The organism is Mucilaginibacter sp. SG538B, assembly GCF_013376065.1.
Lineage (GTDB): Bacteria > Bacteroidota > Bacteroidia > Sphingobacteriales > Sphingobacteriaceae > Mucilaginibacter > Mucilaginibacter rubeus.
Genome location: NZ_JABMJI010000001.1, coordinates 958,568 through 974,301 on the forward strand (window position 1 = coordinate 958,568; position 15,734 = coordinate 974,301).

Annotated in this window: 13 protein-coding genes; 5 read left to right on the forward strand and 8 right to left on the reverse strand. The window is 43.2% G+C overall.

Translation table 11 applies throughout. The features are described from left to right. Positions 1-78: 78 nt before the first annotated feature. Positions 79-426, reverse strand: a complete 348-nt coding sequence (locus tag FHW88_RS03680; RefSeq protein ID WP_091163107.1) for a winged helix-turn-helix transcriptional regulator — start codon at positions 424-426, stop codon at positions 79-81. A gap of 106 nt (positions 427-532) precedes the next feature. On the opposite strand from FHW88_RS03680, the gene FHW88_RS03685 reads away from it, so the two are divergent. Beyond that, positions 533-1,024 (forward strand): lipocalin-like domain-containing protein, encoded by a 492-nt coding sequence (locus tag FHW88_RS03685; protein WP_091163108.1) that lies wholly within the window; start codon positions 533-535, stop codon positions 1,022-1,024. Between the two features lie 135 nt (positions 1,025-1,159). Here FHW88_RS03685 and FHW88_RS03690 read toward each other — a convergent pair whose 3' ends face one another. From FHW88_RS03690 to FHW88_RS03720, 7 genes are all read right to left on the reverse strand, one after another. Beyond that, a complete protein-coding gene (locus tag FHW88_RS03690) occupies positions 1,160-2,512 on the reverse strand; it encodes a bifunctional folylpolyglutamate synthase/dihydrofolate synthase (RefSeq protein WP_255485204.1) in 1,353 nt (450 codons plus the stop codon). Positions 2,513-2,645: 133 nt separating this feature from the next. Beyond that, complete coding sequence (locus FHW88_RS03695) at positions 2,646-3,464, reverse strand: energy transducer TonB (protein ID WP_090523406.1); 819 nt, start codon at positions 3,462-3,464, stop codon at positions 2,646-2,648. A 226-nt stretch (positions 3,465-3,690) separates the two neighbouring features. Beyond that, positions 3,691-4,092 (reverse strand): ExbD/TolR family protein, encoded by a 402-nt coding sequence (locus tag FHW88_RS03700; protein ID WP_090523411.1) that lies wholly within the window; start codon positions 4,090-4,092, stop codon positions 3,691-3,693. After that, entirely contained in the window at positions 4,089-4,802 is a 714-nt protein-coding gene (locus tag FHW88_RS03705) for a MotA/TolQ/ExbB proton channel family protein (protein ID WP_090523416.1), read from the reverse strand. Before FHW88_RS03705 ends, FHW88_RS03700 begins: the two co-directional genes overlap by 4 nt. Then, on the reverse strand, positions 4,799-5,866 hold the full coding sequence (locus FHW88_RS03710) for an SPOR domain-containing protein (protein ID WP_176623228.1): 1,068 nt from the start codon (positions 5,864-5,866) through the stop codon (positions 4,799-4,801). Before FHW88_RS03710 ends, FHW88_RS03705 begins: the two co-directional genes overlap by 4 nt. 40 nt (positions 5,867-5,906) lie before the next feature. Beyond that, a complete protein-coding gene (locus FHW88_RS03715; RefSeq protein ID WP_090523425.1) occupies positions 5,907-7,778 on the reverse strand; it encodes a hypothetical protein in 1,872 nt (623 codons plus the stop codon). A 27-nt stretch (positions 7,779-7,805) separates the two neighbouring features. Continuing rightward, the gene (locus tag FHW88_RS03720; RefSeq protein ID WP_176623230.1) at positions 7,806-10,898 is read right to left on the reverse strand and encodes a tetratricopeptide repeat protein; all 3,093 of its coding nucleotides are present in this window, start codon (positions 10,896-10,898) and stop codon (positions 7,806-7,808) included. Positions 10,899-11,169: 271 nt separating this feature from the next. On the opposite strand from FHW88_RS03720, the gene FHW88_RS03725 reads away from it, so the two are divergent. The 4 genes from FHW88_RS03725 (at position 11,170) to FHW88_RS03740 (ending at position 15,696) form a co-directional block, all read left to right on the forward strand. Then, complete coding sequence (locus FHW88_RS03725) at positions 11,170-12,267, forward strand: hypothetical protein (RefSeq protein WP_176623232.1); 1,098 nt, start codon at positions 11,170-11,172, stop codon at positions 12,265-12,267. Positions 12,268-12,454: 187 nt separating this feature from the next. Then, positions 12,455-13,489, forward strand: a complete 1,035-nt coding sequence (locus FHW88_RS03730; protein ID WP_176623234.1) for a LacI family DNA-binding transcriptional regulator — start codon at positions 12,455-12,457, stop codon at positions 13,487-13,489. A gap of 108 nt (positions 13,490-13,597) precedes the next feature. Beyond that, positions 13,598-14,647, forward strand: a complete 1,050-nt coding sequence (locus tag FHW88_RS03735; RefSeq protein ID WP_176623236.1) for a family 43 glycosylhydrolase — start codon at positions 13,598-13,600, stop codon at positions 14,645-14,647. Between the two features lie 191 nt (positions 14,648-14,838). Then, entirely contained in the window at positions 14,839-15,696 is an 858-nt protein-coding gene (locus FHW88_RS03740; protein WP_176623238.1) for an SDR family oxidoreductase, read from the forward strand. The last annotated feature ends 38 nt before the right edge of the window (positions 15,697-15,734 follow it).

Below are 15,734 nucleotides of genomic sequence, written 5' to 3' on the forward strand. Positions count from 1 at the left end.
TTTTAGGTGAGGATCGGGCCGTAAAAATAGAACTTTAGGTAGATTAATAAAGGTATTTTTGACTTTACTGAAATTAAATTATGGCATGGCTACTATATCATTAACCTGCATCTGATGTTTGGCCCAATCGCGGAGTAACTGTAAAAAAGGAAGTAATTCCCGGCCTGTATTGGTAAGGGTATATTCAACCTTTGGAGGTACTTCAACATGCACCTGCCGAACGATGAGGCAATCATCTTCCAGCTCACGCAGGGCCTGGGTAAGCATTTTAGAGGTTACTCCTGTTACAGTGCGCCGTAACTCGCCATAACGCATGGTGCCATTGCGTAAACGCCACAGGATGCGACCTTTATATTTGCCGCCTATCCGCTGAAAAGCGTAGTCGATACCGCATCTTGGAGCCTCGTGTTTTGATTTTTTATCCATCAATTAAAAATAATATAACTGATTTACAGCATGGTAACTTCTTAGTAATCAGGCTACTTTTTTGTGCCTTATTGTTAATGGAATATAGCAAATATAACTTTGCTGCATGAAATATAAATTGCTTTTCATTCTAATATTGTTCACTACGTGTGCAGCATTGGCACAGAACAAACCCTCTGGTCATAATTTGACCGGAACCTATGAATTGGTAACAGTTGATAATATTGCCGCCGACGGCAGCCGCACCCATCTTTACGGGGATTCGCCGAAGGGGACCCTTATAGTTGACGCTATGGGGCATTACGCTTTACAGATCTACAGTGAAGGTCGGCTAAAATTTGCATCGGGTGATAAAGCTAAGGGTACCGATGATGAGAACAGAGCCGCGATAAAAGGATGTAATGCTCATTACGGTACCTATAAAGTTGAAGGGAATAATATCATTTTCAATATCGAACATGCATCGTTCCCAAACTGGGAGGGCACACAGCAAAAACGCCCCTTTACAATTTCGGGCGATATTTTTAAGTACACTGTACCTGCGCCAACTACCGGAGGAGCGGTAATGGGAGAGGTGGTTTGGAAGAAACTGTCTTAATCAGAATTTACAGGATTTAAGAATTAACAGCATGTTTTACTTCAAGCCCAGATTTTACAGGATTTGAATTAGCAGAAAACCTTGCCAATTCCTATATCAAAATTTTGAAAATCCTAAAATTCTGTAAATTCTGATTCAGACAACTTCAGCCACCACAAAAGTGCTGCCGCCTACAAAAACAAGATCATCATTAGCTGCATTTTTTTGTGCCGATAACAATGCCTCTTTTACAGAAAGGTAGGCTTCACCAATTAAACCATGAGCCCCCGCCTGTGCTTTCATGCTTTCAGCGTCCAGGCCTCTTGGAATGTCTGGTTTGCAGAAATAATAAGTAGCATCTTTAGGCAGCAGCGATAACACTTTGCCGGTGTCTTTATCATTTACCATCCCGATAACCATGTGCAGGTGTTTGTAATTAACAGAAGCAATATTTTTCATCACTTCCTCAATGCCATCCGGGTTATGCCCTGTATCGCAAATGGTAAGCGGGTTATGGCTTAAGGTTTCCCAGCGGCCATGTAAGCCGGTGAGATTTTTGACTTGCTTTAAGGCTGTGTCGAGATGCTCATCGGTAATTGCAAAGCCTTGCTCGCGTAATTCATCAACGGCGGATAAAACGGTTTTTACATTTTTAAGCTGATAGCTACCTGTTAGGTCGAGTCCGAAAGTCCGAAAGTCCGAAAGTCCGGAAGAGGTATGGCCCAATGGGTTTCGTTTTGCACTAATTTTAAGTAGCCCTTCGTTTTCTTTCCGACTTTCGGACTTCCCGGCTTCCGGACTTGAAATCGTCCACTCTCCTGATGCAAACCGAATGTTGCTGTTAGTTTGCGCAGCTTTATCGATAAACACGTTTGATACCTCCGGTTGTTGTTCACCAATGATTACCGGGATGCCCGGTTTGATGATGCCTGCCTTTTCGCCGGCTATAAGTTGCAGGGTATCGCCAAGCATGTTCATGTGATCCCAACCTATATTGGTAATTACCGAGAGCAGCGGAGTGATCACATTCGTTGAATCCAGCCGACCGCCCAAACCTACCTCGATAACGGCAATATCCACCTTTTCTTTGGCGAAAACATCAAAGGCAAGAGCAACGGTCATCTCAAAAAAGGAAGGGGCTATTTCATCAAAATCGGCCCTGTGATCTTCAACAAAGTCAACTACAGTTTGCTCGCTGATCATTTGTCCGTTAATGCGGATCCGCTCGCGAAAATCTTTGAGATGGGGTGAGGTATAGAGCCCTGTTTTGTAACCGGCAGTTTGTAAAATGGCGGCCAGCATGTGCGATGTTGATCCTTTGCCATTAGTGCCGCCTACGTGCACACTTCTAAATTTATGCTGCGGATTATCCAACCGCCTGCAAAGCTCGAGCGTATTGGTAAGGTCTTTCTTAAATGCCGAAGTCCCGTCCCGTGTAAACATGGGAAGCTGGGTATAGAGGTATTGGAGGGTTTGATTATAGTCCATAGTCCATGGTCCATAGTCCATAGTTGATGGTCAATGGATTTTACCGCAAACTTATGGTTTATGCGTCATAGTGCATAATCATGGTTGATCCAATTTACCGTAGGTTAACAGATAAATGCTATGGTCTATCATCCATCGACTATGGACTAAGAAATCAATTTACCTTAAACACAAAAACAACGGTACCCTGTTGCTGATCGGGGGCGTTATCAAGCGGGTTAAGTTTGGAATTTTTTACAGCATCTTCGCATTTTTGAAGCAAGCCTGCATCTGATATCGTAGTACCACGGGCACCGGCACGGGCATACGTAACGTTGCCATCTTTATCAACCCTGATATCAACTACAATTTTACCGCTTTGACGGTTGTCGTCACTTACAGAGGGGCGGCTCACAAAGTTACGCTGTGCCATATTTAGGCTGCCGCCATTGCCGGATCCTGTTCCATTATAGTTATTGGTGAGTGTAGTACCCGTAGTTTTACCCTGGTTGCCCGGAGTTTTGCCTGTGCCATCGCCTTCACCGGTACCGGTTGATGCTTTGCCTTTGTACAAAGCATTTTGGTTAACGGTAGGTTTTGCCGGCGGTGTTTTTACCGGTGGAGTAGGGGCAACATTTTGACTTGGCTTTTTAGTAGGCGCGGCCACTTCTGGGGCATCCTCGTTATTTTGGGTAACTACCGTTTTTTCGCTGCTTTCGGGCGTTGGTTTTTCTTCGGTGGGTTTACTTTCGGTAACTTTATCCGGCTTAGTATGATTGGCTTTTTCCGCTACCGAAGGTTCTTCGGTGCTCATGTAATCATCGCCCATACCTTCATCAACCGTACCGTAGTTTACCAATATGCCGCCTGTTCCGTTCTCCTCAACCGGCGGATTTTTGAATACTATAAAATAACATGCCGCTATCAGCACAGCCATAATAATGCCTGTTGCTATAAATGCTTTCGGATAGTTATTTTCTTCCCTGTACTCCATTTTTATAATTAGTGCAATTTTTTAGTTAGCAGTATTTTCTTAGTTGCAGTAGCAGTAGCGAGTAGCACGTTTTCTATTGTTATCAGTAATCTGTTAAAACTGCCGCTAAAAACTGCAACTGCTACTTAAAGAACAACTGCTACTAAAAAGAGTGGCAGTTTGTTTAAAAGATTACGGTAACTTACTGCAATAATCTACTATAAACTTTAAACTGCAACTGCCACTGTTATCCCTTAGGTTCTGTTGCCAAAACCAGTTTAATATTCAACTTTTGTGCCACGTCCATCACCTGTACCACATCCTGTATGGCTACAGTTTTGTCAACATACAAAACTATAGTAAGTTCGGTAGCCAGGGTTTTGTAACCCGCCAGTGTAGTTTGCAAAGCATCCACCGGGATCTCTTTTTTATCTACGTAGTACTTCAGGTCTTTGGTTACTGAAACGGTTATGGTTTTTTTAGATACCGACTGCCCTGTTGATGATTTAGGCAACACCAGCTTAATAACGTTAGGGTTGGTAACTGTTGAGGCTATGAGGAAAAACAGCAGCAGAAAGAACATAATATCGTTCATTGCCGATGTATGTACCTCTGCCGATGCGCCCCTGTGTCGTTTTCTTAAATTCATTTGCTCGGCTCCTCTAACAGGTCAATAAATTCAATGGCATCGGTTTCCAGCTTCAGGATCACCTTATCAACCATCATATTTAAAATGTGGTAGCACACATAAGCTACGATGCCTACAAACAAACCTGCGGCTGATGTTACCATTTTTACGTATAAACCGCCAGAGATTACACCCATGCTAATGTTATCGGTTTTTGAGATATCATAAAAGATCTTGATTACACCGGCAATGGTACCCAGGAAACCAAACATCGGCGCTATACCGGCTACGATACCTAAAATTCCAATGTTTTTTTCCAGTTTTGATACCTCAAGCTTACCAACGTTTTCAATGGCGCCTTCAATATCTTTTATAGGGCGACCAATGCGCAATAAACCTTTTTGCAGCATGCGCCCAAGCGGCGTGTTATTGTTACGGCAAATAGCAATGGCCGATTCCAAATTGCCCGAGTGGATACTTGAACGTACCTGTACCATCAGGTTTGATTCATCACGAGATGCTTTACGGATAGTAAAGTAACGTTCAAAAAATATTACCAACCCCAGTACAGCTAAAATACCTATCGGGATCATCACCCAGCCACCTTTGATTAGCAGGTCGCCAAAGCGAAGTTCTTCAGTTGGCAGTGCTGCGGTTGTTACGGCGTGGTTTGCGGTATCTGCCAGGTGTTTGGCGGTATCTGTAATTTGCTGAATTAATAATAAAGTCATTTCGTGGAATCAGTAATTTGTTTTGAGTATGTGTCTTTAGTTATTTTTCCTTGTGATATGAGTTTTTTTCTCACGGCTTCTGCTTCCTCGGATGAGGAAAACCCTCCAATTATGATCTTGATCCGCGGACCGGTTCCGGGGCCTTTCAGCAGACGGGCATCAATCCCCCTGCTTTTATAATCTTTAACCGCCTCATTGCTTTTGGTTATCGTTTTAAACGATCCTAAAAATATCGCAAACTCCGGCTGTGCTACGGTATCTGTTTTGGCTGCCGGATTATTTAACGCTTCAACAGGTTTAGAAATTGCCTTTGCCGTATCAGCAACAGTTGGAGTGGAATCCTTTTGGATACTATCCGGCTTAATTATGGGAGCAGCTTTGGGCTTTTCAACCTTTGGTTGTTCTTTAGGGCTGTCATTGTTAAGATGTAATAGTGCGGGGTTATATTTATATACGCCAAAAGCCGCTGCGGCAAGTATAACCACTGCAATTGCTATTATAACCCAAATGCTGATACCCCGCTTAACTTCGGGTTCATCATCAATATACTCAGGCTGCTCAACAAGGGTTGCGTTTGCAGGCGGCGGTGTATAGGTTTGCTGTAGAGATATAGCCGTAGGCAAAGGCGGCGGCGGTGGTGGCGGGGGCACATAGTTAACCTTGTTAATGGTTACCGGGGTAAGGCCAAAAAACAAAGGATCGCTGCCCGGTGCCTGTTCCTGCGGTCTGAAAGCAATTTTGCCTTCCTGCATATAAAACCAACCCAATTGGGCAAAAGGTACTTCATGCAACACCAGTTCCTGCTTAAGGCTGCTGATGTATTTTTCGGTGAAATATTTGGATGATGCCAGCGAGATCTTTTTCTTTTCGGCAATATGACGTGTCAGGATCTCATCGTCTTTAACCTCCTGATCAAAATGCAGCTTATGACCGGGGGGATAAAAAGTTGCCTGTACATCATCATAATAGCCATTTACGCGCAGGCGCGAAAAGCAGCCCAAGCCAGGTACACTTATTTCGGTGTACCGGCCGAGTAGTTCGCTTAAATAATTGGCTATATCCATCCGGTAAAAATACGGTTAATTTTAAAACATCAAACAGGGCTTAAAACGAGTACCCTACCCCGCCAAAGATATTAAATCCGTAGTTAGGGTAGTATAACCAATTTTGATACGAACTGCTCAGGATATTATTAGCCTGCGCAAATACCGAAAACCTGCTGTTTATCCTGTATTCTACACTGCCGCTCAGGTCGCCAAAGCCCTTAATAGGCTGTTTAATCTGGTTGTAAACCGGGCTTCCCGGGGTAGAAGTTGGTGCCAATACCAATAACCTGTCGGTTGTTGAGCCGCGGATAAGCAACGAACCTGTAACGGTCAATTTGCTGTCGATATGTATAGCAGTACCTGCAGTTAATAAAAATTTAGGCAAATTCCATGGCTCACTTTCTTTAGCCATTTGATAGTCTTTTATTTCAATGCGGCCGAAAATGTTAAAATCGTCTGTTGCTTTAAAATCCAGCTCGCCATTAAAGCCGTTTACGCGGGCTTTGCCATCATCATAAATAACAGTGAATTTGTTGCCTTCGGCGTTGAAGTTACTCACCATTAAAGGCATGTTTTTAATGCTGTTGCGGTACACGGAAGCTTTGAAGCTTAAGCCGGGGGCCAGGGTGCCTTTTAAACCGGCACTGATATCCAGTTGATCAACTGAGTTTTTGATGTTGATGTTTTGGCCGATGAAGGGATTGATCATGGCAAAATCATGCAGTGAAGAGCGGTTTACATCGCCCTTAGCTTCAACAAAAAGGCGTACATATTTAGGGATTACCTGTACCTCCAATTTAGCGGCTGGGAAAATGTAAAACTTACCAAAATCGCCAAACTCTTTTACGATGTTAACGCCTGCATCTATTTTATAGTTATCGCCCTGAAATTTAATATAAGGGTTGACACGTGCAATGTTATTACCAAGACTGTAAAGGCTGTCTTTCTGGCTGGCCAGATCCAACGATCCGCTTAAGCCTGCATAAAACTGCTTAACCGTTTGATTTAAAAATCCCGATATAACGACATTGTTTTCACGAGCCTGGTAAGCATTGCTAAAAGCGTAACCTTTTAATTTTACAGCATAGGTGAAGGCATTTTCAACGTCTTTGTAATTCTTTGCCAGTTCAACCTCGCCGCTTATGGTATTGAAGTGCTGTTTTGTCGGTACAAAATTGTTGTCGGGAGCATCCTGGTTGTAACCGTAAAAATAGGTACCTAAACGATTGTAGTTGATGCGGCCTGAGATATTGTTATCGCCAATTATACTTTTACCGAAAACACCAACGTCATCGCGGCTTTGGGTTTGTTTTTGCAGTGAGCCAGATTGCGACAAATGTTTTATGAAACCGCCAAATTGTAAAGCCTCATCCCGACCGTTGGCAAAATAGCCTTCGCCATAAATGGTTTTCAGGTTGCCAAAACCAACTTTAGCAAAGTTGTTGGTTAAAACAGAATCCTGTTCTGCCGGCCTTTTCATTGGGTCAAGCTGCCTGATCTCGGAGTTTTGCTCCTGGCGTTTATCAAGCGGGGCATAGGTTAACGGTGCTTTAAAGGGCGCTTTATCTTCCAAATCAGGGTTACGACGGATCTTTACCGCATCGGCCAGCACCGGTTTATAAGCAGTGGTCACTACAATTTCTTCTGATAAGCTACCGCCATTGGCAGCGTTGTTGGGATTATTGCCGCCGCCCTTCTTAGTAGTATCCTGCGCTGTTTTTGCAGCGGCATCGCCCAAGCTTTTGCTGTCGGTAGCTTTTTTAGTTACAGGTTTGGGCGCGGCCTTTTTTGGTGCCGGTTTGGCGGCAGGCTTTTTAGTTGCAGTTTTTACTGTTGCTTTTTTGGTAGATTTCTTTGTTTGTGCCTGGGCAGGAACAAAGTATAATGCTATTATTAAGGTAAGCAGCGTATATGTGTATCTTGAGTTCATTGCTTGTCTTTTTTATATTACTCTTTGTTACTGTTTGTTAGTTGTATCGGGCTGGGCAGTTTCTTTAGTGCCTGTGGCAGGGGCTTTGGTTTTGCGGCCGCTCAGTTTATCCAGCTTCTCTTTAGCAGTAGGTAATATGTCGTCATCGGCTTTATAGTTATCAATGATACTTTGCAGGGTTGCCTTGGCCTGGAAGGTATCTTTTAAGCCCACATAGGTGTCAGATAACAAAATGTATGTTTTGGCCACCCAGTAATCGTAGTTTGGCATTTCCTTGGCCAGGTCAAAACACATTTTTTGTGCTGTTTTATAACGGCCTTTTTCATACTCAATAAGTGCAAGGTTGTAACGGGCTTCGGCAGCGGCAACGGTTTTGGTGTTGGTTGCAGTATAGGTGAACTGTTTAACAGCCAGGGTAGTATCGCCGGTTGCCAGGTAAGCTTTACCTTCGTACAAGCCGGTTTTAAATTTATCCTCCTGCGATGTTTTATCATTGGTTTTAACCAGCTCTGCGTATTTGATAGCGTCGTCGGTCATTAACATTTCCGAGTAGCAGTACATCAGGTTGGTGATGGCAAAAGTGTAGTCGGCCTTATATTCGGAGTTGGTTTCCAGACGTTTCAGGAACACTACGGCTTCGTTATATTTCTTTTGCTGCATGTATAATTTAGCCATGCTGATCAAGGCTTTTTCACTGTAGGCGCTGGTCCAGTCGTTCAGGATCACGTTATAATCAACCACGGCTTCGTCTGTACGGCCTAAGGCTGCTAAGCCTTGTGCACGGATAAAGCGTGCCTGTTTTTCGTAGATCTGTTTGCCTGGGAACTTATCGAAATAAGCGTTTACCGCGCTTACAGTACCCTGCCAGTCGCCTTTAAGGTAAAGGTTGTTGGCTGCGGTGATCATGATGCTTTCCTGATCGGAGGTGGTATAATTACCGATAGGGGTGGTGCCTGCATAGTTAATAAATGTTTGGGCGTCACCCTTATCCGTATAAATCTTTTCGATCTGTTTTAAAGATTGTTTGGCCTCATCGGTTGACGAGTAATCCTGTACTACTTTTTTGAATGATTCAATAGCAAGGTCATCGTTGCCCGCGTTGTAATCAATCAAACCGATAGTAACCAGTGCGCGTGGCACATAGCTGCTGCGCGGATATTTCTGGATCATGGCCTGCAGATCGGCTTTGGCTTTATCACCGTCTGTTTTCAGGAAATAGGTGTAGGCAATCTCAAACGATGCATCATCGGCATAATCTGAGTTAGGGAACTTGTTCAGCACATCATTAAGGGTACTGATCTTAGTATCTAACGAGCCCTGTAACCCCTGGATCATACCACGCTGAAATAAGGCGTAATCTTCGCCCTGGTTATGCATGGCTATAATGCGGTTATAGTAGGTCATGGCACTGCCATAGCTCTTCATTACAAAATAGCTATCGGCAAGGCGGGTGATGGCATCATTCTGGGTGTTGGCGTCTTTTACATCGCCTTGTAAAAACTTCTCGAAGTAATTGGCTGCTTTTTTGTACTGCTCGTCGCCAAAGGCCGCGTAAGCCAAAGCATAGTTGGCATAATTGGCTACATCAGTTTCCTTAGCCTCGGGCATGCTCAGGAATTTCTCGAAATTCTCTACCGATTCGCCATACTTACGAACCTCAAACATCGCCTCGGCCATCCAGTAAGTAGTTAAAGCTTCTGTTTTACTATCAACCGGATCTTTTAGCGAACGCAGGAAGATACCAATCGCATTCTCGAAAGCACGCTCGTTATAAAATTCCAAACCGCGGTAGTAGGTAACTTTTTGATAAGCTAAACGTGCACTCTGGCTTTTATTAGGGATAGGCTCCAGGATCTCAACAGCTTCTTTATAGCTGCGTGAGTTTAGTAATTCTTCACCCAATAATACCTTAACCTCATCAATACGTTTTGAACGTGGGTATGTAGCCAGGTATAACCTTGTAGCGCCTAAAGCCTGCAGGTTAAAGTCGAGCTCGTATGATAGTTTGGCGTACTCATAAAGGGCATCCTCTTGTAATTGCTTATCATAATCAAGCTTGGAGGCATTGAGGAAAGCGTTACGGGCACTCTGTTTATTGTTCATTTTCAGGAACACATCGCCCAGGGTATAGTTACCGCTTTGGCTGTAAACATCGTGCTGTTCAACCAATTTTTCCAGTTCGCTGGCAGCTTTGGCATAGTTGCCTACCTTATAATAGGTATAACCCATCTGGTAGCTGTCCTGCGTGTTTTGGGTACGGCCCTGATCCCGGTCTTCAAAACGGCCATAGTACTTAACCGCGTTGTCATAATCGGCTTTAGCAAAGTACGATGCAGCGATGATGCGCAGCATTTCCGTTTCGTTTTGCTGATGGGTTTTATTTACAATAGGCACAGCGTAGTTAAGCACATCATCGTAACGCTTATCTAAAAAGTAAACTGCCGAGATGTAGTAAGGGTAGCTGTTTTCGTATTTTTTTGAGTTTTTAAGCTTTTCAAAATTTACCAGTGCCAGGTGATAGTCCTTGTTTAAATAAGCTATATAAGCAAAGTAATAAGTAGCATCCTCAGTAAATTCCGACCTTTTGTTTTTAACCTCGCCAAAAAGCAGTTGGGCATTTTTGTAATCCTTTAACTCAAAATAGGCGTAACCCTTACGAAATTTATACTCGGTATTGTCATGGCCGTTAAGCTCGCCTGCCTCAACCTTGTTAAACCAGCGGATAGCGTCTTCATATTTACCTTGTTTAAAATACGATTTACCAATCTGGAAAAAAGCCTGTTTGGTAAGCGGGTTTTCAGGGTGTTCTTTTATAAAACGGAGAAACATGCTTTCGGCATCATCGTTCCCCAAATTAAGGGCACAATAAGCTTCATAATACTGGCAGTTTTCTTTAGTGAGCGATAGCTCGGTTTCAAACTGCGGCTGGGTGCTTGTTTTAATTTTGTAAGCCTCAACCAGGCGAAATTGTTCGGCCGCCGAAGCAAATTTTCCTTTGTCCATCAAATCAATAGCCGCGTGATAAGTACGGTAAATTTGAGTGGAAGGATTTTGCTGGGCTCGTGCAGCTGAAAATAAAAATACGGGAATGAGCAGGGTGATGTATCTTGTTTTGATCATAAAGCGCATACTAACGATAGTGCGAAAATAGCTAAACCAAAAAGAGGCTTTTCACATTAGAAATTAACAATTGTGGATAACACTTCTTTTAACGAAGGTAATACTTAAGATAATATCCATGTGGAAAACTTTAAAATTGTTGAGTACTGCCGTGGTACCGGCTATGGATAATCAAAAGTAATAATTACACGTTAAACAGTGCAATTTATTTGTATTTTGAGCATTATAATACCCCCGGGGGCGACGTGCCCCATCCATTATTTTACCAATTATGAGTAGCGTTCTTAACAGAGGCGGATTGTGGTTACCGGTTATTTTGTACATGTTGGTGTTTTGTCCGTTAAATTCAAAAGCACAAAAAACAAATGCCGAAATTGTTTTAACAAACAGGCAGTTAAATGAAAAGCCGAACGAATTTTATATCGCAAGCGTTACTGATGAACGGCCCGACCGGAGTGCCGTCGCCTGGTTATTATCGGCCACAGGTAATTTGCCGGCAGTAAAGTATAAAGTTGATTTACAGGGAGGGGCAGCAACAGCTGTTAAACAATTTGCTGATTATGCTATCCCTGTTAATAAGATGTTACGTCCGGTGGTCATCCGCATCAAGAAGTTGAAGCTTACTGAAGCGGCAATGGCCGATGGCAGGATAGAAGGCAGGCTGGAGATACAATTATGGTTTGAATTGAAAAAGGCTGAGGACAATGTGCATTTGATTGATTACCCGGCGGCCACAACATACTATCGCGGTGCAGGGCAACAATATGATACCGGGGTGCTGTTGAGCCGGGCCCTTGAAGCCGGCCTGATGTATTTTAACAGATGGATGAATCGTGAAGCCGACACTAATATTAAATTGGCTAAAGGAGTAAAATTAATCTTTACCGATTATTCTGAACAACCGGAAGGCGATACCATCTACTACTCGGCCAAGCGGCCTTTAACCTGGAATGACTTTCAGGATAAAGCCCGGGGCGAAAAGTATGTTGCCGAAGTGCAGCCAAGTTTTGGTTACACAGAACAGGTAGAAGTAGTAAAGTCGATAGTGGTAGTGAAGATAAGCATGCGCGTGTTTTTGCCTAAAAGTGCCGCCTGGGTAAAGCCGGAAGGACGTACAGACTATGCTCTAAATCATGAGCAGCGGCATTTTGATATTGTAGCGGTAATAGCCCGGCATTTTAAGAGGGCCCTTATGACTATGAAACTCCCGGTTGATAACTATGATGGCTATATTAATGTACAATACCTTGACTCGTACCGTGAAATGAACCAGCTACAAGATCAGTATGATAACGAAACCAGTCACGGTACAAACCAATACTACCAACAGGAATGGAATATGAAGATAGATGGATTTTTAAGAGATTAAGACAGGAGATTCAACACGCCCGAGCCCGGGGGATAAATAGCACATATATGAATTTAAATTCGTGGATGTCAGCATAATGTTACATGGCATAATACATCCTTATACTGTGCAGGACTTATTTTTCTTATGTTTACTCTCCTTTATATAATTGGATTGTTAATTTTAGGATCATAAGCAAGGGGGCGAAATGAATTTTGGCGGAGTTACCATAAAGGATATTGCTAAAGAGTTAGGGATCTCACCGTCAGCGGTTTCCAAGGCGCTTAAAGACAGTCATGAAATTGGCGAAAAAACCAAGGCGCTTGTACTTGAGTGTGCTAAAAGGCTCAACTATCAGCCCAATCTTAATGCCCAAAGCCTTAAACGGGGCAACAGCAAATCTATCGGCATTGTAGTTTCAACTATTGAGAACCAGTTTTTTTCGCAGGTGATCAATGGCATCGAATCAGTAGCACACAGTAAGGGATATAATGTGTTTATTACACAAACCCATGAATCGTATGAGCTTGAAATGCAAAATGTACGTCACCTGACTTTTCGCTCCATTGATGGTTTGCTGATCTCCCTCTCAACCGAAACCAACAATATTGATCATCTTAAAGAGCTTCATAAAAAAGGATTACCGATAGTTTTCTTTGATAGGGTAAGCGATGAAATTGATACCCATAAAGTAGTAGCTGATAATTTTGCCGGCGCCTACGATGCTACAACCCAGTTAATTGATGCGGGATATCGCAAAATAGCGCATATCACCAGTTCGGTAAATGTATCTATCACAGCCGAACGCTTGAGGGGATACAAAGGCGCACTTGAACAACATGGTATAATACCTGATGAAAAATTGATCAAGTACTGCCCGCATGGTGGTAAAGACCTTGCCGAGATCGAAAACGCGCTAAGTGAATTGTTTTCTGAAAGTAAGCCCGATGCTATTTTTACAGCCTCCGACAGGATCACGACTACGACCTTGTCCCTTCTTCATAAATTAGGCTTCCGGATTCCTGCTGATATCGCTTTGCTCGGCTTCACCAATACCCAACTGGCCGAAGTTTTAAACCCGCCGCTAAGTGCTGTTTATCAGCCCGGTTTTGAAATGGGAAAAAAGGCAACCGAAATGCTGATCAGCATTATCGAGAGCAAGCGGCCTGTTACAGAGTTTGAAACTACCGTATTGCCTACCCGGGTTTTTATCCGCAGTTCCTCTCAACCGGTAAAAGCTTAATATTAAATACCTGATTGGTAATAAATGTATGCTTAACATTTGTTGTTTTTGTGAAAACTTTTACAGATTTTTAGCGCATTATAAACTACGCTAAAACCTTTCAGCTCTATGAAAAAAATGTTCACTGCCTGTTTGCTGCTGCTTTTATTTTCCAGCACGGCAATTGCACAAAATACCGGCAATAAAACTTTTACCAACCCGTTGCTGCTATCAGGCGCCGATCCCTGGGTGATCTGTAAAAACGGGTTTTACTACTATACCAATTCAACAGGGGGCAATATTGTTATCTGGAAAACAAAAGATATTACCAAGCTGAGCACTGCACCTAAGAAAGCTGTTTGGGCGCCGCCGCCTGGTACAGCTTATTCCAAAGACATATGGGCGCCCGAACTCCATTTTATAAATGGCAAATGGTATGTATATTTTGCCGCGGATAATGGCGATAACAATAACCATCGCATATATGTACTGGAAAATAGCTCGGCCGACCCAATGGAAGGTACCTGGGAGTTTAAAGGAAAAATAGCAGATAGCACCGATAAATGGGCTATTGACGCTTCGGTATTTGAAAATAACGGTAGTTGGTATATGATCTGGTCGGGCTGGGAAGGAGACCATAACGGTCAACAGAATATTTACATTGCTAAAATGAAAGACGCAATGACCATCGGCAGCGAACGCGTGAAAATATCGAGCCCGGCTTATCAATGGGAAACCAATGGCGATCTGCATGATGCCGGTAACCCGGCACATGTAAGCGTAAATGAAGGACCGGAAATTTTGAAACATAAAGATAAGTTATTCCTGATCTATTCGGCCAGTGGCTGCTGGACTGACTTTTATGCATTAGGCATGCTTACCGCTTCTAAAAATAGTGATCTGTTGAACCCTGCCTCATGGATCAAAACAGAGGAGCCGGTATTTAAGCAATCGCCGGAAAACAGCGTTTACGCGCCCGGTCATAACTCATTCTTTAAATCGCCAGATGGAAGGGAAGACTGGATCCTGTACCATGCCAACTCAAACCCTAACGAAGGCTGCGGTAATAAACGTTCGCCGCGTGCGCAAAAATTTACCTGGAATAAGGATGGTTCGCCAAATTTTGGTGTGCCATTGAAAGATGGACAGCCGTTGGCTGTGCCTTCGGGAACGAAATAGCATTCGGGAATAACCGGCGTCGCCATTTCGATAGAGCATAGGAAGGAATGAGCGCTGGGGCGAAGGAGAAATGACATTGATTTAAATCTCTCCTCCATTTTCTTGATAAATGTCAATTCCCTTCTTATCAAATGTCAATGTACAGGTTATAGCGTAGCGGTAGATTTGTATCAACAAAAGAATGATACAAAATGTCAAAAACAATTTTTATAACCGGAACAAGCACAGGGTTTGGTAAATTAACCACCATAACCCTTGCAAATGCAGGCCATACCGTAATAGCAGGTATGCGCGGAATAAATGCCAAAAATGAAACTGTAGCCAAAGAGCTTTCAGCCTTGCCAAATGTTGAAGTAGTTGAGGTAGATATTACTGATGATAATTCAGTTAAAGCTGCTTTTGAATATACATTAACAAAATACGGCCATATTGATGTGTTGGTGAACAATGCCGCAGTTTCAGGCTTTGGCGTACTGGAGGCTTACTCGCTCGATCAGATCAGGCAGATGTTTGAAGTGAATTTTTATGGAACCCTGCGCACCATCTTTGCGGTTTTGCCGGGGATGCGTAAAGCTAAAAATGGCCTTATCATCAACATTACATCGGGTGCAAGTGGTCATACCCTGCCATTCATGATTCCTTATCTTGCATCAAAATTTGGGGTAGAAAGTATTACCGAAGGTTTAAAGGATGAGCTTGCGCAGTTCAACATCGAGAGCGTTAGTATCCAGCCGGGCGTTTATCCAACCGAAATGAATAATGGCAGCAAAACAGGCATCCATGCCGATAAACCGGAAGTTGTGGCCGAATACGGCGAGACCTCAGCACAGCAATTTAACGCCATGGGCACAGCGCTTTTCAGCAAAATGGCCGAGTTTAACATGGACCCTCAAACTATTGCCGATGGGATATTGAGACTGGTTGAAATGGAAAAGGGCACAAGGCCTCTACGCTATCCGCTTGATGCCGTAGCGCAGGGTACCGACCAGGAATTTATTGATGCCCGCGCCGCTATCAAAACAAAATGGTTAAGCAAATACACCGCATAACCTAATTATAAAAAGATTACCCGAACAAAAGCAAATAT

Coding starts and splice junctions, on each gene's coding strand:
- FHW88_RS03690 (WP_255485204.1), bottom strand. CDS start 2,512: ATGGACTATGGACCATGGACTATGGACTATAATCAAACCCTCCAATAC.
- FHW88_RS03685 (WP_091163108.1), top strand. CDS start 533: ATGAAATATAAATTGCTTTTCATTCTAATATTGTTCACTACGTGTGCA.
- FHW88_RS03730 (WP_176623234.1), top strand. CDS start 12,455: ATGAATTTTGGCGGAGTTACCATAAAGGATATTGCTAAAGAGTTAGGG.
- FHW88_RS03725 (WP_176623232.1), top strand. CDS start 11,170: ATGAGTAGCGTTCTTAACAGAGGCGGATTGTGGTTACCGGTTATTTTG.
- FHW88_RS03695 (WP_090523406.1), bottom strand. CDS start 3,464: ATGGAGTACAGGGAAGAAAATAACTATCCGAAAGCATTTATAGCAACA.
- FHW88_RS03735 (WP_176623236.1), top strand. CDS start 13,598: ATGAAAAAAATGTTCACTGCCTGTTTGCTGCTGCTTTTATTTTCCAGC.
- FHW88_RS03720 (WP_176623230.1), bottom strand. CDS start 10,898: ATGATCAAAACAAGATACATCACCCTGCTCATTCCCGTATTTTTATTT.
- FHW88_RS03680 (WP_091163107.1), bottom strand. CDS start 426: ATGGATAAAAAATCAAAACACGAGGCTCCAAGATGCGGTATCGACTAC.
- FHW88_RS03705 (WP_090523416.1), bottom strand. CDS start 4,802: ATGACTTTATTATTAATTCAGCAAATTACAGATACCGCCAAACACCTG.
- FHW88_RS03740 (WP_176623238.1), top strand. CDS start 14,839: ATGTCAAAAACAATTTTTATAACCGGAACAAGCACAGGGTTTGGTAAA.
- FHW88_RS03700 (WP_090523411.1), bottom strand. CDS start 4,092: ATGAATTTAAGAAAACGACACAGGGGCGCATCGGCAGAGGTACATACA.
- FHW88_RS03715 (WP_090523425.1), bottom strand. CDS start 7,778: ATGAACTCAAGATACACATATACGCTGCTTACCTTAATAATAGCATTA.
- FHW88_RS03710 (WP_176623228.1), bottom strand. CDS start 5,866: ATGGATATAGCCAATTATTTAAGCGAACTACTCGGCCGGTACACCGAA.